This window comes from Sunxiuqinia sp., from assembly GCF_055140945.1.
Genome location: NZ_JBSQYS010000034.1, coordinates 20,011 through 41,778, shown reverse-complemented (window position 1 = coordinate 41,778; position 21,768 = coordinate 20,011). Strand labels below are relative to the sequence as shown.

The window sequence follows — 21,768 nt, the reverse complement described above, 5'->3', positions numbered from 1 at the left end:
GGTCATGAAAGAATATTTATCTCTTGCAGAAACAGCAGAACTTGTTGGAAAATGTAAAGAAACACTAAGAAGGTGGGATAACGAGGGGATTCTCAATGCCTTAAGGGAGCCTGTTTCTGATTATCGAATTTACAGAAAGAAAGATGTACAAGCATTCTTAGGCAGCTTATTTGATGATAAATTCGAAGAAACGATTTCAAACTATGTTGAGCCAACCCATGAATACTCTGTGCTTGAATTATTTGCGGGAGCAGGAGGCTTAGCCGTGGGGTTAGAAAAGTCTGGATTGAAATGTGTAGCACTAAATGAAATAGACAAATGGGCTTGTAATACTTTACGAAAAAATAGACCAAGCTGGAATGTATTAGAGGGTGATGTAAGAGACTTTAATTTTTCGAAGTATAATAATAAAGTTGATGTAGTTACTGGTGGTTTTCCTTGTCAAGCATTTAGTTATGCCGGAAAGAAGTTGGGATTAAAAGATGCACGAGGAACATTGTTTTATGAGTTTGCAAGAGTTGTTCAAGAAGTTTCCCCTGCAATCTGCATCGGTGAAAACGTTAGAGGCTTACTTAGTCATGAGAAAGGGAAAACGCTAGAAGGTATGATTTCTATTCTAGATGAAATCGGTTACAACGTTGTTCCAGTACAAATATTAAAAGCAATTAATTACAAAGTTCCACAAAAAAGAGAACGTTTGATTCTTGTTGGTATCAGAAAAGATATCAATATAAACTATCAATATCCGAAGCCATACAAAAGAGTATTTAACCTTTCTGACGCATTAAAAAAAGGTGAACTGTTTGACAAAAACGTTCCGAAATCCGATGGAGCCAAATATCCAAAATCGAAAAAAGAAGTTCTGGATTTAATACCTCCTAAAGGATACTGGCGCGATCTACCTCTTGAAATCCAAAAAAAGTACATGGGGGGTAGTTTTTATCTTGGTGGTGGAAAAACAGGAATGGCTCGTAGAATTGGTTGGGATGAACCAAGTTTGACATTAACCTGTAGTCCTGCTCAAAAACAAACGGAAAGATGCCATCCAGAAGAAACACGCCCTTTTACAGTTCGCGAATATGCAAGAATCCAAACCTTCCCAGATGAATGGGACTTTGATGGTTCTATTGCGCAGCAGTACAAACAAATTGGAAACGCAGTTCCTGTCAATCTTGGTCGTGAACTTGGTTACTCTATTGTAAAGTTTTTAAACGAATACTATAAGACTAAAAGTAAAAAAGAGGGGAGTTTTTAATCTCTTCGGCTAACTCATTACACCCTCTATTTATAAAATCGTGAGTGTCAATACTCAAAATACTTTCATGCAGCTCTTTGACTAAGACGTCATAGAAATTTTCGAATCCTGTAATTCTATGCCATAATTCTTTCCCAATTATAACCGGGTGTGTTTTATCAATCCGTTTATAATGCATACTTAATTCGTCTGGCTCCCCATATAAAACACCTACAATGAAATCAGTATTATTAATTCCTTCAAATGCACTGTTCGTTCTTGCTAAGTTTATTGTTCGTGTAAATTTATTCATTAAAGGTCTGACATCATCTGAATTTATTGTATTGGGGCCAGCTTTCAATTGACACCATTTTTTTCGTGTATCTATTTTATCAGTAAATTCAATGTCCATCCCTTTAATCATCGATCCTTGCGCCATTCCCAGCTTCACAAACATAATTTGTATCTGATTTCCAAATATTGTAGTTATTGATGTGCTTAATACACGTGGATAAAAAAGAGCTTTAGCAACACCCAAAGGAGTATATCCGTCATCAAGTACCTTGGAAAGGTATTTAACGGTGATAGGATTGATTTTGTATGACTTTAATTTTGCATTTCTAGTTAAAGATGCGTTGATATGATTCTTAAAAATGTTCTTCTCGAAATATTCAACAACCTCTTTGGTTAACTCCTTTTCTGTCATAACTCCATTAATTAAAAAATTAAAGATAACACTTTCATTCTAGTTTTAAGTTTTCAAAGGCATTCATCTCACTCTATCATTTATTTTAAAGGTATTCAATAGAATTCGCAAGCTTATTTCGTTAGAACTCATCTACAATGCCCCACCTGTATATAAAACCTTTATATGCTTGTTTCACGAGACTATTTTTGGTTCACTGTAAAAATGACCGTCTTAACAATTAAGCAAGCATTCAAAGATGCTATTATTTCCCATTTTTATTGTTTAAAGGTGCACAATACCGATGATATTGACAAGCATTGCGTTGCTTGTTAGCTGTATTGTGTTGTATATCCTGACTTAATATTTATGCCCCTGGCGCCAATAAAGAGTTAGCGCTTGGCTTGCAAGTCGAGAAAGCTTAACTGACTGGAATACAAGGGTCCCCCATGGCGTGGGTGAAGGTTTCAAACGCGTTTTATTGGTTCGTTGCTTGCGTGGGCATGGTTTCAAACGCGTTTGTTATGGCCAGCCGCTCCATGGAGGCCTGATCAAACGCGTTTGCTCTCATCTCCATGGGGCGGTTTATGGTTTCAAACCTGTTTTTTTTGAATACCACGGGCATGGGCATGGTAAAAAACGTGTTTGGAGGCTTAGCCACGCTGCCGGGCATGGTACAAAACGCATTGCACCGTAAAGCCCCACTGCCTGGCAACTGCTAAAACCCGTTTGCTCCAATAGCCATAAGTGGATGCTTGTCGTATTTCCTGTTTTACGGCGAAGGGCAGGTCATTTTATATCATACTTATCGGTTGGTTACCGTAAATCGATTCGCGGTAACAACTCCCACGCCATTGTGAACTTAAGATTGTTATAAAACATCTTTTAGGCTATTGATTTTTATTAACATATGATTTAATTTTATTCATTCAAACACCCTGAAACATCGAAAGTCATTCAATCGAATAAAAAAAAATCAACCGTTCATATTTTATCAACCCTAAAACAAGAAACAATGAAGAAGATTAATGCCGTCGTTTTTAGCCGTTTTCGGAACAACGATCATTTTCAGTTTATGACTGATTTTAAAACCCTGGTGAGTCGCACGACTCCTGTTGCATTAAACATCGAAAACCTGAACACCGAATTCAACGAAGCCTTTACGAGTTTAAACAATGTTTTTAAAGTAGACGAAGGGAGTGTACTAACCGTCGCGATTGGTGGAGCTGATGAAGACCGCGACCGCTTTTGGAGTGCCTTGTCCATGCGTATTCGGGCAACACAAATGGGACCTATTGAAGAAGAAGCTGAAGCGGCCGGGGTTCTTCAGCGGGTGTTCGACCTGTATGGTAATGTTCGTCAGCTGTCGTTACCCGAAGAGTCGGCTGCCCTGAGCAACCTGGTTGAAGATTTGGAGCAGGAAGACAATGCCGCACTTTGCAACATCGTGGGTGTTACGCATTGGGTTGCCGCATTAAAAGAGCAGAATGCATTGGTTCAGTCGTATATGCAAGAACGCAGGCTGGAAAATGCTCAAAAAATAAGCGGTAGTGTGAAGGCTGCCCGCGAGGTGATCGATCCGGTTTATGAGAAAATTGTTTCACGGATCAATGCCCTGGTCGAGTTGGACATGGCGACACCCGAAATAGCTGAATTTGTCGTTTTGCTAAATAAACAGATCAAAGAATTTGAAGAACTACTGGCCATGCGCCAGGGACATCGGAATAGTGACGAAGACAGGCCTGTTCCTCCTACCCCTCAATAAAACAGGCTAGGCAGTTGTTCTATCCGATAAAAATGGCATCCTCAATTTTGAGGATGCCATTTTAAATTTCTTATTGACCGGTTCACTTGTAAACGGTCGATCGTTTCTTGTTTTTTACAAATTTAGTAGCAGCTCTTCCGGATTAGCACCATCGTTTAATAAGCGTTCCGGGTTCTCAATCAATTCTTTTAACTTGACTAAGAAACCAACGGAGTCTTTCCCGTCAATGATGCGATGATCGTACGAAAGCGCAACGTACATCATGGGGCGAATCTCCACCTTTCCGTTAATGGCAACCGGACGTTCCACAATGTTGTGCATGCCGAGAATAGCCGACTGTGGTGGATTGATAATTGGCGTTGACAGCAAGGAGCCAAACGTTCCACCATTGGTAATGGTGAATGTTCCGCCTGTTAATTCATCAACCGAAATTTTCTTGTTACGGGCTTTTTCAGCCAGGTCTTTCAGGTCTTTTTCGATCTCCGGAACCGATTTACTTTCGGTATTACGAATAATAGGAACCATCAGCCCCTTAGGTGTTTGAACAGCAATACCCACATCAACAAATTGTGGGCTTACAATTTCTTTTCCATCAATCATCGAGTTAACGGACGGATGGAAATTCATAGCAGCAGCGGCCGCTTTGGTGAAAAATCCCATAAAGCCAAGCTTGAAACCATGCTTTTCAATAAAGCGGTTCTGATGTTTCTTGCGTAACTCCATCACACGGCTCATATCAACTTCGTTAAAGGTTGTGAGCATAGCCGTATCGTTTTTTACCGCCACCAGTCGCTCGCTCAGTTTCCGGCGCAAGGAGCTCATTTTACTTCGTTCCTCTTCGCGCGAAAATTTCGTTTGGGGTGAAGCATGGTCAACTTCGGCCGGAAGCTCCATTACTGCTTCAATCTCTTTTTTAGAAATACGCTTTAAGCCATTTAACACATCGTCGAGTGACAGGTTATTCTCTTCCATCATCTTTTTAGCGACAGAAGTTGTTTTCACATGCGATTGATCTTCGCTACTCTGCTTCGTTTCAGACTTCGACTCTTTTGGCTTAGTCTCGTCTTTTTTATCTTCTTGTTTTTCTTTTTGAGGGCTTTCCTCCTTTTCGGTTTTATCCGAAGTCGGTTCTTCTTTCGAACTTTCTTCGGGCTTTTCCGAGGTATCGATGGTGCAGGCAACTGCCCCCACTTCAATTGTATCTCCCTCTTCAGCTTTAAAGCTAACTTTTCCTGCTTCCTCTGCAACAAGGGTCAATGTTGCTTTGTCTGATTCAATCTCGGCGATCTCATCATCTTTATCAACGACAGAACCATCTTCGACTAACCACTTCCCTAACTCAACTTCTGTAATTGACTCTCCGGGTGTTGGTACTTTTACTTCAATGATCATGGTTTTTTATGCTTTTGCTAGTTCTTCTTCACTAAATATTTTTGTCAGGAGCTTATTTAATCTCAGGGTGTGCTGCTTCATCAAACCTCCTGCTGGGCTGGCGCTTTCTGAACGGGCTACAACTTCGAATGGAATGTGGCTTAGTTTTCTGGAAAGAAATGGCCATGCACCCATATTGGCCGGTTCATCCTGCGCCCAAATAATGCGTTCCGCTTTGTTGTATTTAGCCAGCATGTCGTCAATCTGATTAACCGGCAAAGGGAATATCTGCTCCAATCGCACAATCGCTGTTGTGCTGTTTCCCATGTCCACTCTCTTTTTAATCAAGTCGTAATATAACCTTCCCGAGGTAAATACCAATTGCTTGACTTCTCCTGCGCTAACGAGTTTATCGTCGATTATTTCCTGAAAATGGCCGTTACTCAACTCTTCCATGGTAGAATTAACCATAGGATGACGCAACAGACTTTTGGGTGTAAATACAATTAGTGGCACACGTATGTTCCATGTCAGGTGTCGGCGGATCAGGTGAAACATATTGGCCGGATTTGTAGGCACCACCACTTGCATATTGTTATTGGCCGCCTGCGCCAGAAAGCGCTCAATCCGTCCACTGGAGTGCTCGGGTCCCTGTCCTTCGTAACCGTGCGGCAGGTAAAGCACCAGGTTATTATGCAATCCCCACTTTTCAATAGCCGATGTGATGTACTGATCAACAATGACCTGAGCAACATTATGAAAATCTCCAAATTGTGCTTCCCATACTGTTAATGCATCCGGCTGAGCCATTGCATAACCATATTCAAATCCCATCACACCATATTCTGATAGCAACGAATTGTAAATATGAAACGGAGCTTGATCCTTGGCGACATGTTTCAAGGGGAAATATTTTCCGTCGCCGTCCTCATAAACAAAAACGGCATGCCGGTGAGCAAATGTCCCCCGCTCGGAATCCTGTCCGCTAATACGCACCGGGTGACCTTCAGAAACCAACGTACCATAGGCCAGTAGTTCGGCCATTCCCCAATCAATCCGGTCGTCCAAGATCATCTGCCGGCGGTCTGATAAGATCCGGTTTATTTTACTGAAAAACTTTCGTCCTTTAGGGATCGAATTAATTTTTTCGGCAAGTTCAACCAATTTTTCTTTATCGACACCGGTTTTCACCACCTGACAGAAATTGGCTTCTGTAATTTTTTCAAATGGTTCGTATTCGTCTACCAGAAACTGCTTAATCCTTAGTTTCTCAATTTCCTCCGAATCTTTGTATTTCGAATTCATCAAATCATCGAAGGCTTTAATTTCGCTCTTCACTTCTTTTGATGAGTAAATGCCTTGCTGAACCAACTGTTCCGCGTAAATGTCCCTTGGGTTCTTATGGCTCGAAATTGCCTGGTAAAGTAAGGGCTGGGTAAAACGTGGCTCATCACCTTCGTTGTGTCCATATTTCCGGTAGCACAAAATATCGATAAATACATCCGAATTAAACTCCTGCCTGAACTCCATAGCCAGTTTAATGGTGTAAATTAGCGATTCAACATCATCGCCATTGACGTGAAAAACCGGCGAACGGGTAACTTTGGCAATATCGGTACAGTAAGTACTCGATCTGGCATCCAGGTAGTTGGTTGTAAAGCCAACCTGGTTATTAATGACCAGATGGATGGTACCTCCGGTTTTATACCCTTTCAGGTTAGCCATTTGAACAACTTCATAAACTACCCCCTGAGCAGCAATTGCAGCATCGCCATGGATGACAATTGGGGCAACTGAATCCACATCTCCATCATACAATGAATCGATTCGTGAGCGAGTCAGCCCTTGAACCAGCGGCGCCACCGCTTCCAGGTGTGAAGGATTTGGCATCAGGCTCAACTTCACCTTTTTGCCATAATCTGACGTCACCTCATTTTCGAATCCTAAATGATATTTCACATCGCCAAGCGAGATGTCTTCTTCATATTCGGTACCATAAAATTCCTTGAAAATATACTCGTAAGGCTTATTCATGATGTTGGCCAGAATATTCAATCGTCCGCGGTGTGCCATACCAATCACAAATTCACGAATTCCCAGTTCTGCGCCTTGTTCAATAACAGCATCCAATGCCGGAATTAAAGATTCAGCCCCTTCGAGTGAAAACCGTTTTTGTCCAACGAATTTTTTATGAATATAGCTTTCAAAGCCAACCGCCAGCTTTAAATGATAGAAGATATGCTTCTTCATCTCAGGGGTAAACTCCTGAGAATTCTTAGAGGCTTCCATTTTCTTTTGGAGCCAGGAAACCACTTCCGGATGGCGCATAAAAACATATTCAACACCAATTGAATTGCAATAAGTCGCCTCCAAATGGGCAATAATATCTTTCAATTTTGCCGGTCCGATACCGATGTTATTTCCTGCTTGAAATTCCTTTTCCAAATCACTTTCTTCGAGTCCGAAGTTTTCAATGGCGAGTGTTGGGAAGTACTCTCGACGAGCACGAACGGGGTTTGTCTTGGTAAAGAGATGGCCTCGTTGGCGATACCCGTGAATAAGGTTCAGGATAGCAAATTCCTTGTCAATGTGCTGGCTTCCCTGGAATTTACTTGATTTATAATTTGTTCGGGCTAATTCGTAGCCTTTAAAAAAATGTCTCCAGCTTTCTTCTACGCTTTCAGGATCATTTATATAATCCTGGTAGAGTTCTTCAACAGCGGCAACCTCTTGATTACCTACTTGCGAAAATTTGTCCATATTTGGTAGTTCGATTGAAATGGTCTTGTAAAAATAATGTTTGTAGATTAACAAACCATCTCTTTCTAATGTTTATAAGGTTTTCAAGTTTTAATGAATGATTTAAAGCTCTTCTTTTGATTTTCGAATTTAATCCTTTCCTCGCTCAATCTCGTGAAACAATAGAATAGCGATTATGAAATCTCAAGTTTACCTATAATACATAGCCAATCGCTGATTCGGAATGATCGGGCAACTATATGAAGCCAATAAACAAAGCTTGGAGGATTGATACGAACCGTGATAACGCTTAATTCATCAAAACAATTAATTTTACAACGATTAAAAAATTCAACTTATGGGAAAGCTCTTTCGCATCGTTATCGCATTTATTCTGTTTGCCGTGTTCATCTACTGGGCAGGTCCAAAACCAACTACACCGACGTATAACAATAATATGAAGGAACTTAACCTTTCAATTGACGGAGTTGAAGCCTTTTTGCGCGAAAAAGAACGAAAACTTCCGGTAAAGCCCAATAATGAATCGCGTGTAATTTGGGCAAACGATAGTTTGAAGAACAAAACAGATTACTGTTTACTTTATCTTCATGGTTTCTCGGCATCAGGCTATGAAGGCCAGCCAACCCACGTCAATTTCGCCAACCATTTTCAAGCCAATGCATATATTCCCCGCCTGGCATCTCATGGGGTCGATGTTTCGGAGCCCTTACTGGATATGACACCTGACCGACTGTACGAATCGGCAAAAGAAGCCCTTCTGATTGCTAACCTCTTGGGTGAGAAGGTTGTTATTATGAGTACCTCTACCGGAGGAACACTGTCTTTAAAACTAGCGGCAGAATTCCCGGAAATGATGGAAGCGTTAATTCTTCTGTCGCCCAATATTCAGATTAATAATTCGGCTGCATTCCTTCTGTCAAAGCCGTGGGGCTTACAAATTGGTCGGAAAGTTAACGGTGGAAAATATCGCTATGTGAACAAAAACTTAGAGGACGAAGAATGTAAGTATTGGAATTGCTTTTACCGCATGGAAGCGACTGTTTACCTGCAACAGTTAGTTGAAACAACCATGAATGAAAAGCTTTTTAAACGCGTTAAGCAGCCTGTTTTTTTGGCTTATTATTATCAAGATGAAGAACACCAGGATGAAACGGTGCGGGTTGATGCGATGCTAGACATGTTTGAGCAACTCGGCACACCAGAGAAGCTAAAACAACAGCAAGCGTTTCATGCTGGAACTCATGTTATTGGCTGTGAAATGTTCTCCAAGACTCAGCCGGAAGTGGAACACGCCTGTATTCGTTTTGCTGAAGAGGTATTAGAGATGCATTCTGATGATTAACTATTTTCTAAAAGTCTGATATTGCTCTGCCGTGATACAGAAGGTGTTTAATGTGCCAGTACCCAAGCTAAATTCTCGATTGTTGAAAGCATAAAACTGATATCCGAGCGGTTTTAAAAACTGCATAATTTCTTCGGTCATGCTTTCAATTAGCAAGACGGGGTGATGCCTCTTCAATGTCTCGATACCCCCTTTTAATACTTCCAGCTCATGACCTTGCACATCAATCTTAACAAAGTAAGGATTTAGTTGAAAATCATCCAACTTCCGAACCTGACAGGTCATTTTTTGTATTGAAAGGTCTTTGTCGCGGAACTTCCAAAGCCTGTCTCTTAGCCAATCCCTGGCTTCCTCATAGTGAAAAGAGGACAGTCCATCGAACATCCAACGTCGGTAAAAAGGCACGAACAACGTGAGGTCTTCATTTTCACTTCCCAGTCCAAAGTTATACAGCTCCAAACGTTTCTTCGAGATGATTGGATTACGCTCAATCTTTTTAAAAACCCAGGGGTTAGGTTCAAAAGCAATGATTTTATTGGACAATCGCTTTTCAATCAGCATCGATAAGATAGCTTCTCCCCGATTTGCACCAACATCGACAAAAACCTGGTCAGTTTGGGGATTAAACAACTTCAACGCATTGAAATCTTTTTCTGAAGGAGATTTAAATCCTCTAATCCAGATAAACTTGAGATTAAAACGGAGATCATGCAAAAAGGGGAAAAACGTTTGAACAGACCTTAAAAATCTTTTCATTCAATAAAAAATTTAAGCCTGAATTCGATGAATCCAAGCTCAGTAAATAACTTTTGTTTAGAACTGAAAGATAAAAATTTTCAGGCTGATTATTATTCCCGCTATAAATAAATTCAGGCTATGGCACCAAAAGTTGGCTCCATGCCATTTTCATTTAGTCACAGCTATGTGTTGCCGTCAAAAAAATCAAGTTGACTTCTTACGCTCAGGCCAAATGACCGATCAAGTCAAATTCAGTAGAATCGGTAATATTCACTTGATAAAAATTGCCAGTTTTAATGCTGTCATTTTTTTCAACCAATACTTCTCCATCTACTTCCGGAGAATCATATTCACTACGACCAACGAAGTAGTCAGCTTCCTCCCGGTCAACCAGAACATTTAGAACCTGGCCGATTTTCTTCGTATTCAACTCTTCCGATATTCCCTGCTGGATCTCCATGAGCTCAGCGGCACGTGCTTGTTTTACGTCTTCAGGAACATCGTCCGTATACATTTTAAATGCATAAGTGTCGTCTTCATCAGAATATGCAAAAACGCCCATGCGATCGAATTTCTGCTCTTTTACAAAGGCTTTCAATTCTTCAAAATCCTCATCAGTCTCGCCCGGATGTCCAACCAGAAATGTTGTTCGCAAGGCTATTCCCGGTACTTCTTCCCTTATTTTTTTAATCAGGTCAATGGTTTCCTGTTTGGTTATTTTTCGGCGCATACGTCCTAACATGGGGTCGCTGATGTGCTGAAGTGGCAAATCTAAATAGGTTGCAACATTTCTTCGTTCGCGGATAACCTTTAGCAAGTCCATCGGGAATTTTGACGGGTAAGCATAATGCAAGCGAATCCATTCCAATCCATCAACATCTGCCAGTTGGTCTATCAGCTCGGCCAGCTTACTTTCGCCATACATATCGATTCCGTAGTACGATAAATCCTGAGCAATAACCAGCAATTCCTTGGTACCGCCTTCAACCAGATTCTTCGTTTCTTCAACCAAACTCTCGATGCTGCGTGATTTGTGAATGCCTGTAAACTGCGGAATGGCACAAAAAGAACAGTGGCGATTACAGCCTTCACTAATTTTCAGATATGAAAAATGAGTTGGCGTAGTTCGCACCCGATGATACATCTTTTGCTCAAAAAAGTCAGCATTCAGGTCTTTGATAATTTCTTTATAATCGAATTTGCCGTAATACTTATCCACTTCAGGAATCTCCTTTTGCAGGTCTTCCTTATAACGAGCCGACAAGCATCCCATAACCAAAAGCTTATCCAGCTTGCCTTTTTTGCGGTCTTCCACGTGGCTTAAAATCGAGTTGATCGATTCCTCTTTGGCATCCATGATGAAACCACAAGTATTCAAAATAACAATATTGGCATCATCATCTTCACTATCATGAACAACCTTAAAACCATTCAAGTCCAGTTGACTCAATAACATTTCCGAGTCAACCAGGTTTTTCGAACATCCTAAGGTGGTAATATTTACTTTTCCTCTTTTCATATACTCTAATATCTGCTTTTTTTCCTACCCTATAACAAACAAAATCGGCGGTGGTTTGCATATTTCCACGCGAAATCAATTCATCCCGAACCTGTTTCGGGATCTTTTTCAACAACAGATGCTAAAACAAGTTCAGCATAACCTTTTAAGGGGTTGTGACATGGCTATGAAAACAATGAATCTACGAATTCTTTTCTGCGGAAAATTTGAAGGTCTTCCATTTTTTCGCCAATACCAATGTATTTAACAGGAATTTTAAATTGGTCCGAAATACCAATCACCACGCCTCCTTTGGCTGTTCCATCAAGCTTTGTCAGTGCTAAGGCTGAAACTTCTGTAGCTTTGGTAAATTGTTTGGCCTGTTCAAAAGCGTTTTGACCTGTAGAGCCATCCAGAATCAGTAAAACTTCGTGCGGAGCATCGGGCACAATTTTCTGCATTACTTTTTTGATTTTAGACAACTCATTCATCAGGTTTATTTTGTTGTGCAAACGACCTGCTGTATCAATAATTGCCACATCAGCACCTTGCGCCTTGGCCGAAGCCAGTGTGTCATAAGCCACAGAAGCCGGATCAGATCCCATGCTTTGTTTTACCAAAGGAACATCAACCCGTTGAGCCCAAATTTCAAGCTGATCGATAGCCGCCGCGCGAAAAGTATCTGCAGCACCTAAAACAACCTTTTTACCAGCTTTCTTAAAATTATAAGCTAACTTGCCAATGGTTGTTGTTTTCCCAACTCCATTCACGCCAACAACCATAATCACATGAGGAGTATGGGTTGTTGGAAGGTCAAAATCCGCTTCGTCTACCGTGTTATTTTCTTCCAACAAGGCAGCGATTTCTTCTTTCAATACGGTATTGAGTTCATCAACACCAAAATACTTATCTTTTGAAACCCGTTCTTCAATGCGCCTAATAATCTTTAGAGTTGTATCAACACCGACATCCGATGTAATTAAAACTTCTTCCAGATTATCAAGGACTTCGTCATCAACTTTAGACTTGCCTGCAATGGCTCGCCCCAATTTTTTGAAAACATTTTCTTTGGTTTTTGACAATCCCTGATCCAGGCTTTCTTTTTTCGATTTAGTAAATGATCCGAATAGACCCATAGTATTCTGATTTTGAGTGGCGCAATTTACAAAATTTGAATGACATAATTTAATTAATATAGACAGGTCTAAGAAAGAGTTAACACGGGCGAAACTCAGGATTTACTCAGTTTCCTGATTTCTTGCTTCATTTCATCCAAAACCGCTGAAATGTGCTTAGTTTCATAAGATTCCGGTTTCGGTAATTCAAAGCTTAAAACACCTTTTGCCCGCCAGAGTTCGAGTACTGAATTCGAGTCGATAAAATAAGCTTCGTATTCCGGATTATCCGACTTTAATAAAAGTTGTCCGTTTTCTTTCAGATACACTCTTTTACATACTAATCCTTCGTCCTTGGTTACGAGAATATATGGTTGGCCCTCCTTTAAATCATCCACATCTGCAATAAATTCGCAAAACACGTATGAACCAGGCTGTATCGGCAACATGGAATCGCCCTTTAGCTGAAATACGCGATAGGTTCGCTCGCGCGACAATTCCGGGACAGGCATAAAAAAGCGCGGCAGTGATCCAACATATTGTGGGTCGGCAAATCCATTTAAATAACCGGCTGATGCTTTGACTGGCACAATTGGAATCAACTCATCGTTTTGTTGGTCGACCACCACCGAAAGCACCTGCAGAGATGATTTCGTGACAGGTTTCCGCTTTTCTAAATCGACACCCAATAAATCATCGATCGATAATTCCATTAGGGCTGCAAGTTGCTGTATGACCTGTATTTTAGGGGTTGCTCTACTCTCTTCGTATGAGCCAATAAGTGCCCGCTTAACAAGCAGTTTGTCGGCTAGTTGTTGTTGCGTCCACTTTTTAGTTCTCCGCAAGTATTTGATATTCTGAGCTAAATAATTCATCAAAACAAACGTATCTAAAAATATTAGTAAATACTAATTTAATTAGTATTTTTGAAGGGCATTTTGTTTGTATAAACACCATAAAGATAGAAGTTCATGCAGGAAAAGGTTCAGCAAAAACTAAAAATATTAGCAGATGCCGCAAAGTTTGATGTTTCTTGCGCCTCGAGTGGCAACAGCCGAAAAAATAACGGAGGAATTGGCAATGCCGTTGCCGCAGGAATCTGTCACAGTTTTACGGATGATGGACGATGCATTAGCCTGTTTAAAATACTGATGACCAATAATTGTATTTACGACTGCGCCTACTGCATTAACCGACGTACAAACGATCGTCCGAGAGCAACATTCACCGTTCAGGAGATTGTGGATCTGACAATAAACTTTTATCGCCGCAATTATATCGAAGGGCTATTCCTAAGTTCAGGTGTAATTAGAAATCCTGACTATACGATGGAGCGAATGATGCTAGTGGCCAAAAAACTTAGACTGGAAGAACGTTACTTTGGCTACATTCATATGAAAGCCATTCCAGGAGCCAACCAGGATCTCATTCAACAGGCCGGCAGGTATGCTGACCGATTGAGCGTAAATATTGAAATCCCTACTGAATTCCAACTAAAGAAGCTGGCTCCGGAGAAGAACTACCAGAGTGTATTACAGCCAATGAACCAAATTAAAGAAGGCATTCAAATTTATAAGGAAGAGAGAAAGAAATACCGACGAATTCCCAAATTTACGCCAGCAGGACAAAGCACTCAATTAATTGTTGGGGCAACCCCCGAAAGCGATCGACAGATTCTTCAGCTCTCTTCCAACTTTTACAATCAGCAGCAGCTAAAGCGGGTTTATTATTCAGGTTACCTTCCGGTAAATGAATACGACAAACGCCTCCCTGCCATGCAATCGCCACCATTGGTTCGCGAGAACCGATTATATCAAAGCGATTGGCTGATGCGCTTTTATCAGTTCTCTGTCGACGAAATCCTAACGGAAGAACATCCTTTTTTGGATTTAGATGTTGACCCGAAGCTAGCCTATGCGCTGAGAAACCTTCACCTATTCCCGGTGGATATCAACCGGGCCGACTATCCGTTGATTTTGCGGGTGCCGGGCATTGGTGTTCAGTCGGCCAAAATGATTGTTGATGCCCGCCGTTTTCGAAGACTGACAAGCTATCACCTCAAAAAAATTGGCGTGGTGATGAAACGGGCTCAGTATTTTATTACCTGTAACGAACTTGCAGGCCGGGTGCTCGATTGGGAACCGTCGCGTTTGAAAAGCCACATTGTAGCCGAAAGCCAAATGAAGAGAAGGAAGGCCGGTGACACCCAACTGATGCTATTCCCGCCCCAATCGCGTATGACAGAACAGCAGCCCAAACAACTTCACTTTAAAAATTAAAAACGATGGCTTATATCGTGTACGATGGCAGTTTTGAGGGTTTTTTAAGTGTTGTTTTTCATTGCTATCAGTACAAAATAACACCAAGCGATATTTGTAAAGACGCCAATTTCCAGAATATTCTTTTTGCGGATAAGGAAACTATTGCAACTGATGAACTGCGTGCAGCAAGAGTATGGAAAGCGATTCAAAAAAAGCTCCACAAAAGCAACAAGCAACTACTTTTTAAGGCATTTTTATCGGAAGAAACAGGCATCGAATTGATGCTTTACAGGTTTATTCGACGGTTGCTTGACTCAAACTTTAGTATTGAAACCGACTATGGAGACACAAATGTGCTACAGCTTAAAAAACTGGAGCGAAAAGTTATGCAGGAAGCGGCCCGCATATTACAGTTTGTTCGGTTTCAGGAAACGAAAGATGGCATCTTCTTCGCCCCCATTGAATCGGCATACGATGTACTTCCATTTGTTATCCGGCATTTTAAAGACCGATTTGCAGACCAACAATGGTTGATTTATGATCTGAAACGGGACTATGGATTCTTCTACGATTTGAAAAAGGCAGAGGAAGTTGTATTATCGGAGAAGTCGTTTTCAACAACCGATGGCAAAGTTGATTCCAATTTTTTAGAGGAAGACGAAGTAGCCTACCAAACTCTCTGGAAGGACTATTTTAACAGCATTAACATAAAGGCTCGTAAAAACCTAAAACTGCAACGCCAGCACATGCCTCGAAGGTATTGGAAGTTCTTGCCGGAAAAGCAGTAACGCAACGCTTCTGCTGGAGGTATTAGCGTGCCATGTCATCCTAAACTTGTTTTTGGATGACATGCCTAGCACCTTTAATATCATTAAACAGATTCCGAATGACGATCAGAAGAGGCGGTTAAAACAGAAAAGCTCCTATCAACTGATAGAAGCTTTTCTGTTTAGCAAACAAATATCTTTACTTTTTAAAAAAGTCTTTAACCATTTCGTTAGGAATGATATCTTCCTGAAATGTATACGCTCCGGTTTTATCAGATTTTACCATTTTTATTACTTTGGCATGCCCTTTACCGGCTCCTTTTTGTAGTGATGCAACTGCTTTCTTAGCCATATCTCAATTTATTTAATTTCGCGGTGTACAGTTACTTTTTTCAAAACTGGGTTGTATTTCTTTAACTCTAAGCGATCAGGAGAATTTTTCCTGTTCTTAGTTGAAATGTAACGAGATGTTCCTGGTACGCCACTGTCTTTATGCTCAGTGCATTCCAAAATAACCTGTACCCTATTACCTTTTTTAGCCATTTTCTACGCTTTTAAATATTCGTTACGAATCCTTTTTCTTTAGCTTCTTTCAAGGCATTGGTCAATCCTTTTTTATTGATTGTACGAATACCAGCAGCCGAAACTATTAATGAAATCCAACGATCTTCTTCTGGAAGATAGAATTTCTTCTTGAACAAATTCGGATAAAACCGACGCTTAGTTCTTCTTTTAGAGTGTGAAACATTGTTTCCCACCACTACTTTTTTTCCAGTAACTTGACAAATTTTTGACATTGTCTTATTTTTTATTCAGAATCACACATTTTTCAAACAGTTCGCAAAATAAGTGCTTTTTCCTGAGAAAATCAAATAGATTAAAAACTTTTTCACGCTTTTATTAACAAGTAAATGTTTAAAAATCAAAAAGTTTTTTCACCCACACTTAAAAGAGATTATTTTTTCAGGATGCTTCTTAGATTGAAGAGGACAAAGATAGTTATTTTTAACAGTAATATCATGAACTAATTGAACAAGCTACCAGTTGTAAAATAATGTTCAGTATTTTCTAAATCATAAAAAAAATAAAACCATGGAAGAACAAATCAATCAAATGCCAAGAATTGGGGACATTGCTCCCGATTTCGAAGCAAACACCACCTTTGGACCAATTAAATTCTCGGAGTACAACAAAGGAAGTTGGGTCATTTTGTTTTCTCACCCAGCAGATTTCACACCAGTTTGCACTACTGAAATGAGTGGATTTGCAGTGCGCAGCGATGAATTTAAAGCACTAAACACCAAGCTTATTGGCTTAAGTATCGACAGTATTCATGCCCATGTGGCCTGGGTTAACAATGTAAAGAAGCACAGTGGAGTGCTTTTCAATTTTCCAATTATTGCTGACATCGATATGAAAGTATCTAAACTTTATGGTATGCTTCAGCCCAACGAAAGTGAAACATCTGCCGTACGTGCTGTATTTATCATTGATCCTACCGGAAAGGTGCGGTTGATGATGTACTATCCGTTGAATGTTGGCCGAAATATGAATGAGATCGTGCGTACGTTAAAAGCCCTTCAAACTTCGGACAAACACGGTGTTGCACTTCCATTAAACTGGGTACCCGGTGAAAAAGTAATTGTGCCACCACCAAAAACAGTTGAAGAAATGGAAGCACGGGAAAAATCAGATTATGAAATGATGGATTTTTACCTGGCCAAAAGAGATTTATAGTTCAATCCAAGATTTCACTTAACGGGAAGTACGAAATACGTGCTTCCTGTTTTATTTTATCGAAAAGTCAGCTACTTTTAGAGCAACCATAAATTAATTGATGAATTCATCAGGGAACAAATATTATCCAACCATTCTAGGCGCAGCCCACTTGGTTATTCTTTACATCTTTATCCAGACAATCGTCGACTTTCCCCTGGCGATCTGGGATTACTATCATGGCACTGAGTTTTTGTCAAATCCAGTTAAGAAGATTGTCCTTTCGTTAGGCTCTATTTTGTTCATCCTGTATTTTGCCTATCGAAAAGCTAAGACCAAACTCAAAAACTTGTTCCCACTGAAATGGTTCAACCCGCTGATTTTTATCCCAATGATTACGTTTCTGGCAGCAGCTCATGTTTTTCTGGGGGAGGTTAATCGCCAGGTAGAGCAGCTTATACCCGCCCCTCCCTGGTTTTGGGAGCTCTTCAACCGAATCTTCGAGAATGATTATGGTTTTTTTGGTGCTGTTTTGAAAGTCGCTGTGATTGCCCCTATCGTTGAAGAACTCATCTTTCGAGGCGTGATTATGCATGGACTAATGCGCAACTACCCCAAAATTATAGCCATTTTTGTATCGGCTCTGTTTTTTGCCTTGTTTCATTTAAATCCCTGGCAATTTCCGGCTACTTTTTTGTTGGGACTACTGCTTGGCTGGGTGATGGTAATAACCCGCAACATTTTTGCTTGTATACTCGGGCACTCCATAAATAATTTGTTGGTTCTGTTGTCAATTGAATATTGGGACGAAATTAGCCAATTTTCTTTTTTCTTACTGGGTCAAAAAGAACAACTGCACATAAGCTATCTGGTAGCCGGGATTAGTGTGGTGTTTATTGGGTTGCTCGCCACTTTTAGCCGCAAACATACTACTTAGTAAACAATCGATGGATTATATCTTAATTTTTCTGGGAATCGTGATGATGATAGCCGGCCTGCTGGGTTGCATGCTGCCTGTATTGCCGGGACCTCCATTAAGTTATATTGGCATACTGCTACTTCACTTCACCGAAAAACATCAGTTTTCTTCCAATTTTTTAATTGGCTGGGCTGCAATTACCATTATTGTGTATTTATTAGACTACCTGATTCCGATATGGGGAACCAAGCGGTTCGGTGGCAGTATACGCGGCATTTGGGGAAGTATAATTGGCTTACTGATCGGCATGTTCGTTTTTCCTCCTATCGGTATTATTGTTGGGCCATTTGCCGGAGCAGTAATTGGAGAGCTAAGTGTAGGCAAACAATCCAAAGAAGCATTTCGATCCGGTTTTGGATCATTTATTGGATTTTTAATAGGCACCCTATTGAAACTAATTGCTTCTGGGATGATGACCTGGTATTTTATTGCCGAGATGATCTAACTCAAACCAAACAATTAGTTTTGAAAACAAGGGAGAATTTGATAAAAATAAAATAATTGAGTTGCCCGTTTAAGGTCACGGACCTATTTGATATTTTCGGTTTCGCTTCTATCACAAATTGTTAAAGAATCGAAACATGACACTAAATTATTCGCACTACTTATTAGACAGGAAGCGAAATTAAAAAGTGCAAAATCGAAAACTCACACGATAAATTTATACTTTATCCTTATACCATTCATGTTTTCCACCTTGAGCATAGTCATAAGTCTTGTTTAATAAGACTTCGATTTCTTTCTCGGTCATGGGTTCAAAATTACGTGTAATCTCCAAGTTGTGTCGCAAATGTTCAAGATTGTTCATTCCTGAGACGAGTGTTGAAACAGGCAATGTCATTGAAAAGCGCAAACATTCTTCAATTGATGCAATCTTTTCGTTTACAATAGCTCCGGAAGCGACTGACTTCATACCAATAATTCCTATGTTTTTTTCCTGAAGGATCGGTATAATTTCTTGCGAAAAGCTCAAGTAATGATGATCCAACACGTTGATCGGCATTTGTACTGTTTCCCATTCAAAACCTTTATCAAGCATGGCCTTATGTATGTCAGGCCGACTATGCCCGGTAAAACCGATATGGCGGATAACTCCGTCTTGCTTTTTCTTTTGCACGAAGTCGAGTACACCGCTTGAGTAGATTTTATCTACCGCATCAAGACTTTCAATTTCATGAAATTGCCATAAATCGAGGTAATCTGTTTGCAATCTCCTGAGGCTGGTTTCTAAATGCTCCTGTGCCGTTTTCACATCACGACCATGATGTTTGGTCATCAAAATGGCTTTCTTTCGATAACCATCCAACAGCGCTTTACCCATCAGCTCTTCACTACGCCCACTGTTATAATGCCAGGCATTATCAAGAAAATTGACGCCGCTATCGAGAGCTTCACGAATTAGTTTTACAGATGTTTCATCGCTAATATGACGATCGCCAATATGATGACCTCCCACACCAATCAACGAAACATCGAGATTGGTTTTACCCAGTGTTCGGTAAGGAATTCCATCCTTTTTAAATGATGATGATAGTCCAACCATAGACATTCCGGCCACGGTTGCTGCTGTATTTCTAATAAAATCACGACGTTTCATAATCTTTTTTTGTTTTATACAACAACATGACTATCAGATTGTTTTAAACAGCCCAATCATCAAAACAGTATATTGAACCCAAGTGCTATTCGTTAATAACACCTTAATTGCTTTTTGTAATACGAAAAGTTAGAGTTTACAACTGATTTTTGAATCAATTGGAGGGTGGCTATTCCGGTTCAAATTACGGTTTCTGAACGCCAATTCACCTTCACCATCTTATAAATTAGAATTCTGTAATCGAATTGTGATTTCGCGAATACCTTTCGTTATAGAACCTGCAGATAGCGTTGCGCCAGAAATAGCTTGCACTTCGTCGCCGTAATCGAGGTCTCCACCATCGTAACCAGCAAACTGATTTAACCAACGTTTTGACTGGATTTCGCCACCATGATCAGAATAGTACTTCATTACCCGAACGAATTCTACTTCCCGTTCTTCATTATAATACACGAGGTAATAAAAATGATCGTAACGTCCCATTCCAACTGCTGAAACGACATATCCCAAAGGCTCTCCTTTTTTTGCTAAGCGAGAAACCCCTTCAATATAGTCGCTCTTTAATCCGGGGTTTGTCACGGGAGTCAATTCCAAGTCTGAGCGATCGACATCAAATTCTTTCGATAGCAGTTTTAGCACCTTCTTTGACTCCTTTCCGCTCAATCCTGCTGCGGAAAGATAAGCCTGCCCACTTGTAAAAACAAGCAGGCAAGCGATAGCTATGAAAAGTTTTCTTAGAACCATATTCCAATTCCTAAATTCAATTGCGTTTTGGAATCATCAGAAGCTTCGTTGCTAAACCATTGCATATCAGCTTTCAGCACAGCCCCCGGTGACATCCACCAACCAATACCGGCAGTTACATCAGTACGATCGTAAGCCAGGTTTTGCGTAATCCCTTCAACCTCCTGATGCGTGTTGTACTTTTCGTATCGTGCAAATGGAACCAATTTCTGATCCGTGTTCTTCGAGTTCAATAAATCATATCCGGCTTCCAGATAGTAACCAAACAGCTGGCTTCCCAAATCTTTCCCGGTAAAAGCGTTGTACTGATCAGTATTATTTAATGACGCGTAATTTACCTGACCTCTAAATACCCAACCGTTTGTCGAATAACGACCATCAAAACCTATCATGTTAATCCCTATAACTGATGAGTCAGCCATAGCTTCCAAGGCAGTATTTCCTTTTTCGATTCCATCGTAAAGGCTGGTTTGTGTTTCACCCAAATAAGCGCTAAACCCAAATTTCAATCCGGGCACCCCATAATAGTCAAACTTTGCAGCCAGGTTCGGGTGTGTAAAAATTGATTCAGCTCCTTTTTGACGTCCTTTACGGAAAGCATCGGTTCCGCGCAATACACCGCCATCATCGTAACTCTTAAATCCGTTAACCACGTATACCTGGTATTTCAAATCCAGATTCCGAATGTTTCCAGTAAATCCACCACCAATTTCCCGCCAGGTTGTAGGTACAATTTTACTATCCAGATTAGGACGTTCAACGCCATTATAGGTAGCCGGCTCGTGGTATTCATTAGTAATCCCCATGGGAATCAGCAGTAGACCTCCACGAAAACTCATCCAATCGTTTACACGATAATTCAGGAAAGCCTGCTCTACAAATACTTCTTTTACATGCTCATATTCAAGCTCGGTTACAAACTGGGTGCGTTCGTTAAAACGATAAGCAAACATCATAACCAACCGATGTACATCCATATTTCCATTTTGATGAACATCAGACGATAAGGGCTGATTATAATCGATTTGGGCGTACCCTCCAATACTCAATCTGTCTTGTGATTCCAACAACTTCTCTGCTGTATTCTGCCCATTTACTAACAAAGCCGAAATTCCAGTCAGCACTGCTACAAGTAAAACTCTCATTCTCATATCAAGGTCATTTAAATTAAAAGGTGAATTTATTTACACCTGCAA

21 protein-coding genes are annotated in these 21,768 nt (G+C 40.4%); 8 read left to right on the top strand and 13 right to left on the bottom strand.

Going from position 1 to position 21,768, the window contains the following annotated elements; genetic code table 11:
- The first annotated feature begins 4 nt into the window (after positions 1 to 4).
- The gene (dcm, locus tag ACTB00_RS14935) at positions 5 to 1,255 is read left to right on the top strand and encodes a DNA (cytosine-5-)-methyltransferase (protein ID WP_463300718.1); all 1,251 of its coding nucleotides are present in this window, start codon (positions 5 to 7) and stop codon (positions 1,253 to 1,255) included.
- Here dcm and ACTB00_RS14930 read toward each other — a convergent pair.
- Positions 1,227 to 1,940, bottom strand: a complete 714-nt coding sequence (locus ACTB00_RS14930) for a PmeII family type II restriction endonuclease (RefSeq protein ID WP_463300717.1) — start codon at positions 1,938 to 1,940, stop codon at positions 1,227 to 1,229. The two genes, dcm and ACTB00_RS14930, sit on opposite strands and share 29 nt — an antisense overlap.
- Before the next feature lie 994 nt (positions 1,941 to 2,934).
- On the opposite strand from ACTB00_RS14930, the gene ACTB00_RS14925 reads away from it, so the two are divergent.
- Positions 2,935 to 3,684, top strand: coding sequence for a DUF6261 family protein (locus tag ACTB00_RS14925; RefSeq protein WP_463300716.1), 750 nt, complete (start codon positions 2,935 to 2,937; stop codon positions 3,682 to 3,684).
- Between the two features lie 114 nt (positions 3,685 to 3,798).
- Here ACTB00_RS14925 and odhB read toward each other — a convergent pair whose 3' ends face one another.
- On the bottom strand, positions 3,799 to 5,076 hold the full coding sequence (odhB, locus tag ACTB00_RS14920; protein ID WP_463300715.1) for a 2-oxoglutarate dehydrogenase complex dihydrolipoyllysine-residue succinyltransferase: 1,278 nt from the start codon (positions 5,074 to 5,076) through the stop codon (positions 3,799 to 3,801).
- 6 nt (positions 5,077 to 5,082) lie between these two features.
- Positions 5,083 to 7,815 carry a 2-oxoglutarate dehydrogenase E1 component gene (locus ACTB00_RS14915; RefSeq protein WP_463300714.1) on the bottom strand — a complete coding sequence of 911 codons (2,733 nt, stop codon included), beginning with the start codon at positions 7,813 to 7,815 and terminating at the stop codon, positions 5,083 to 5,085.
- 337 nt (positions 7,816 to 8,152) lie between these two features.
- Here ACTB00_RS14915 and ACTB00_RS14910 point away from each other — a divergent pair, with 337 nt between their 5' ends.
- A complete protein-coding gene (locus tag ACTB00_RS14910; RefSeq protein ID WP_463300713.1) occupies positions 8,153 to 9,157 on the top strand; it encodes an alpha/beta hydrolase in 1,005 nt (334 codons plus the stop codon).
- Here ACTB00_RS14910 and ACTB00_RS14905 read toward each other — a convergent pair whose 3' ends face one another.
- The 4 genes from ACTB00_RS14905 to ACTB00_RS14890 all read right to left on the bottom strand — a co-directional run bounded on the left by ACTB00_RS14905 (position 9,158) and on the right by ACTB00_RS14890 (position 13,383).
- Entirely contained in the window at positions 9,158 to 9,913 is a 756-nt protein-coding gene (locus tag ACTB00_RS14905) for an FkbM family methyltransferase (protein WP_463300712.1), read from the bottom strand.
- Positions 9,914 to 10,118: 205 nt separating this feature from the next.
- Positions 10,119 to 11,414 (bottom strand): 30S ribosomal protein S12 methylthiotransferase RimO, encoded by a 1,296-nt coding sequence (gene rimO / locus ACTB00_RS14900; protein ID WP_463300711.1) that lies wholly within the window; start codon positions 11,412 to 11,414, stop codon positions 10,119 to 10,121.
- 164 nt (positions 11,415 to 11,578) lie between these two features.
- The gene (gene ftsY / locus ACTB00_RS14895; RefSeq protein ID WP_159517339.1) at positions 11,579 to 12,529 is read right to left on the bottom strand and encodes a signal recognition particle-docking protein FtsY; all 951 of its coding nucleotides are present in this window, start codon (positions 12,527 to 12,529) and stop codon (positions 11,579 to 11,581) included.
- A 95-nt stretch (positions 12,530 to 12,624) separates the two neighbouring features.
- A complete protein-coding gene (locus ACTB00_RS14890; protein ID WP_463300710.1) occupies positions 12,625 to 13,383 on the bottom strand; it encodes an XRE family transcriptional regulator in 759 nt (252 codons plus the stop codon).
- Positions 13,384 to 13,479: 96 nt separating this feature from the next.
- On the opposite strand from ACTB00_RS14890, the gene ACTB00_RS14885 reads away from it, so the two are divergent.
- Positions 13,480 to 14,787, top strand: coding sequence for a putative DNA modification/repair radical SAM protein (locus tag ACTB00_RS14885; RefSeq protein WP_463300709.1), 1,308 nt, complete (start codon positions 13,480 to 13,482; stop codon positions 14,785 to 14,787).
- Positions 14,788 to 14,792: 5 nt separating this feature from the next.
- Positions 14,793 to 15,557 (top strand): TIGR03915 family putative DNA repair protein, encoded by a 765-nt coding sequence (locus ACTB00_RS14880; protein WP_463300708.1) that lies wholly within the window; start codon positions 14,793 to 14,795, stop codon positions 15,555 to 15,557.
- 178 nt (positions 15,558 to 15,735) lie between these two features.
- Here ACTB00_RS14880 and ACTB00_RS14875 read toward each other — a convergent pair whose 3' ends face one another.
- From ACTB00_RS14875 to rpmB, 3 genes are read right to left on the bottom strand one after another with little or no spacing between them, the layout of a single operon-like run.
- Entirely contained in the window at positions 15,736 to 15,888 is a 153-nt protein-coding gene (locus ACTB00_RS14875; protein ID WP_159517343.1) for a DUF4295 domain-containing protein, read from the bottom strand.
- 8 nt (positions 15,889 to 15,896) lie between these two features.
- Positions 15,897 to 16,079 (bottom strand): 50S ribosomal protein L33, encoded by a 183-nt coding sequence (gene rpmG / locus ACTB00_RS14870; protein ID WP_053180834.1) that lies wholly within the window; start codon positions 16,077 to 16,079, stop codon positions 15,897 to 15,899.
- An 11-nt stretch (positions 16,080 to 16,090) separates the two neighbouring features.
- Positions 16,091 to 16,333 (bottom strand): 50S ribosomal protein L28, encoded by a 243-nt coding sequence (gene rpmB, locus ACTB00_RS14865; protein WP_159517344.1) that lies wholly within the window; start codon positions 16,331 to 16,333, stop codon positions 16,091 to 16,093.
- Positions 16,334 to 16,628: 295 nt separating this feature from the next.
- On the opposite strand from rpmB, the gene ACTB00_RS14860 reads away from it, so the two are divergent.
- From ACTB00_RS14860 to ACTB00_RS14850, 3 genes are all read left to right on the top strand, one after another.
- Positions 16,629 to 17,273 (top strand): peroxiredoxin, encoded by a 645-nt coding sequence (locus ACTB00_RS14860; protein ID WP_463300707.1) that lies wholly within the window; start codon positions 16,629 to 16,631, stop codon positions 17,271 to 17,273.
- Positions 17,274 to 17,373: 100 nt separating this feature from the next.
- The gene (locus ACTB00_RS14855) at positions 17,374 to 18,189 is read left to right on the top strand and encodes a lysostaphin resistance A-like protein (RefSeq protein ID WP_463300706.1); all 816 of its coding nucleotides are present in this window, start codon (positions 17,374 to 17,376) and stop codon (positions 18,187 to 18,189) included.
- A gap of 10 nt (positions 18,190 to 18,199) precedes the next feature.
- Complete coding sequence (locus ACTB00_RS14850; protein ID WP_463300705.1) at positions 18,200 to 18,676, top strand: DUF456 domain-containing protein; 477 nt, start codon at positions 18,200 to 18,202, stop codon at positions 18,674 to 18,676.
- Between the two features lie 216 nt (positions 18,677 to 18,892).
- Here the strand turns inward: ACTB00_RS14850 and ACTB00_RS14845 are convergent, their stop codons facing one another.
- From ACTB00_RS14845 to ACTB00_RS14835, 3 genes are all read right to left on the bottom strand, one after another.
- Positions 18,893 to 19,828, bottom strand: coding sequence for an aldo/keto reductase (locus ACTB00_RS14845; RefSeq protein WP_463300704.1), 936 nt, complete (start codon positions 19,826 to 19,828; stop codon positions 18,893 to 18,895).
- Between the two features lie 219 nt (positions 19,829 to 20,047).
- The gene (locus ACTB00_RS14840) at positions 20,048 to 20,572 is read right to left on the bottom strand and encodes an FMN-binding protein (protein ID WP_463300703.1); all 525 of its coding nucleotides are present in this window, start codon (positions 20,570 to 20,572) and stop codon (positions 20,048 to 20,050) included.
- Positions 20,563 to 21,723 carry a hypothetical protein gene (locus tag ACTB00_RS14835; RefSeq protein WP_463300702.1) on the bottom strand — a complete coding sequence of 387 codons (1,161 nt, stop codon included), beginning with the start codon at positions 21,721 to 21,723 and terminating at the stop codon, positions 20,563 to 20,565. Before ACTB00_RS14835 ends, ACTB00_RS14840 begins: the two co-directional genes overlap by 10 nt.
- Between the last annotated feature and the right edge of the window lie 45 nt (positions 21,724 to 21,768).

Excerpts from the sequence above, each read along its gene's own strand:
- dcm (WP_463300718.1), top strand. The coding sequence starts at position 5 with ATGAAAGAATATTTATCTCTTGCAGAAACAGCAGAACTTGTTGGAAAA.
- ACTB00_RS14930 (WP_463300717.1), bottom strand. The coding sequence starts at position 1,940 with ATGACAGAAAAGGAGTTAACCAAAGAGGTTGTTGAATATTTCGAGAAG.
- ACTB00_RS14925 (WP_463300716.1), top strand. The coding sequence starts at position 2,935 with ATGAAGAAGATTAATGCCGTCGTTTTTAGCCGTTTTCGGAACAACGAT.
- odhB (WP_463300715.1), bottom strand. The coding sequence starts at position 5,076 with ATGATCATTGAAGTAAAAGTACCAACACCCGGAGAGTCAATTACAGAA.
- ACTB00_RS14915 (WP_463300714.1), bottom strand. The coding sequence starts at position 7,815 with ATGGACAAATTTTCGCAAGTAGGTAATCAAGAGGTTGCCGCTGTTGAA.
- ACTB00_RS14910 (WP_463300713.1), top strand. The coding sequence starts at position 8,153 with ATGGGAAAGCTCTTTCGCATCGTTATCGCATTTATTCTGTTTGCCGTG.
- ACTB00_RS14905 (WP_463300712.1), bottom strand. The coding sequence starts at position 9,913 with ATGAAAAGATTTTTAAGGTCTGTTCAAACGTTTTTCCCCTTTTTGCAT.
- rimO (WP_463300711.1), bottom strand. The coding sequence starts at position 11,414 with ATGAAAAGAGGAAAAGTAAATATTACCACCTTAGGATGTTCGAAAAAC.
- ftsY (WP_159517339.1), bottom strand. The coding sequence starts at position 12,529 with ATGGGTCTATTCGGATCATTTACTAAATCGAAAAAAGAAAGCCTGGAT.
- ACTB00_RS14890 (WP_463300710.1), bottom strand. The coding sequence starts at position 13,383 with ATGAATTATTTAGCTCAGAATATCAAATACTTGCGGAGAACTAAAAAG.
- ACTB00_RS14885 (WP_463300709.1), top strand. The coding sequence starts at position 13,480 with ATGCAGGAAAAGGTTCAGCAAAAACTAAAAATATTAGCAGATGCCGCA.
- ACTB00_RS14880 (WP_463300708.1), top strand. The coding sequence starts at position 14,793 with ATGGCTTATATCGTGTACGATGGCAGTTTTGAGGGTTTTTTAAGTGTT.
- ACTB00_RS14875 (WP_159517343.1), bottom strand. The coding sequence starts at position 15,888 with ATGGCTAAGAAAGCAGTTGCATCACTACAAAAAGGAGCCGGTAAAGGG.
- rpmG (WP_053180834.1), bottom strand. The coding sequence starts at position 16,079 with ATGGCTAAAAAAGGTAATAGGGTACAGGTTATTTTGGAATGCACTGAG.
- rpmB (WP_159517344.1), bottom strand. The coding sequence starts at position 16,333 with ATGTCAAAAATTTGTCAAGTTACTGGAAAAAAAGTAGTGGTGGGAAAC.
- ACTB00_RS14860 (WP_463300707.1), top strand. The coding sequence starts at position 16,629 with ATGGAAGAACAAATCAATCAAATGCCAAGAATTGGGGACATTGCTCCC.
- ACTB00_RS14855 (WP_463300706.1), top strand. The coding sequence starts at position 17,374 with ATGAATTCATCAGGGAACAAATATTATCCAACCATTCTAGGCGCAGCC.
- ACTB00_RS14850 (WP_463300705.1), top strand. The coding sequence starts at position 18,200 with ATGGATTATATCTTAATTTTTCTGGGAATCGTGATGATGATAGCCGGC.
- ACTB00_RS14845 (WP_463300704.1), bottom strand. The coding sequence starts at position 19,828 with ATGAAACGTCGTGATTTTATTAGAAATACAGCAGCAACCGTGGCCGGA.
- ACTB00_RS14840 (WP_463300703.1), bottom strand. The coding sequence starts at position 20,572 with ATGGTTCTAAGAAAACTTTTCATAGCTATCGCTTGCCTGCTTGTTTTT.
- ACTB00_RS14835 (WP_463300702.1), bottom strand. The coding sequence starts at position 21,723 with ATGAGAATGAGAGTTTTACTTGTAGCAGTGCTGACTGGAATTTCGGCT.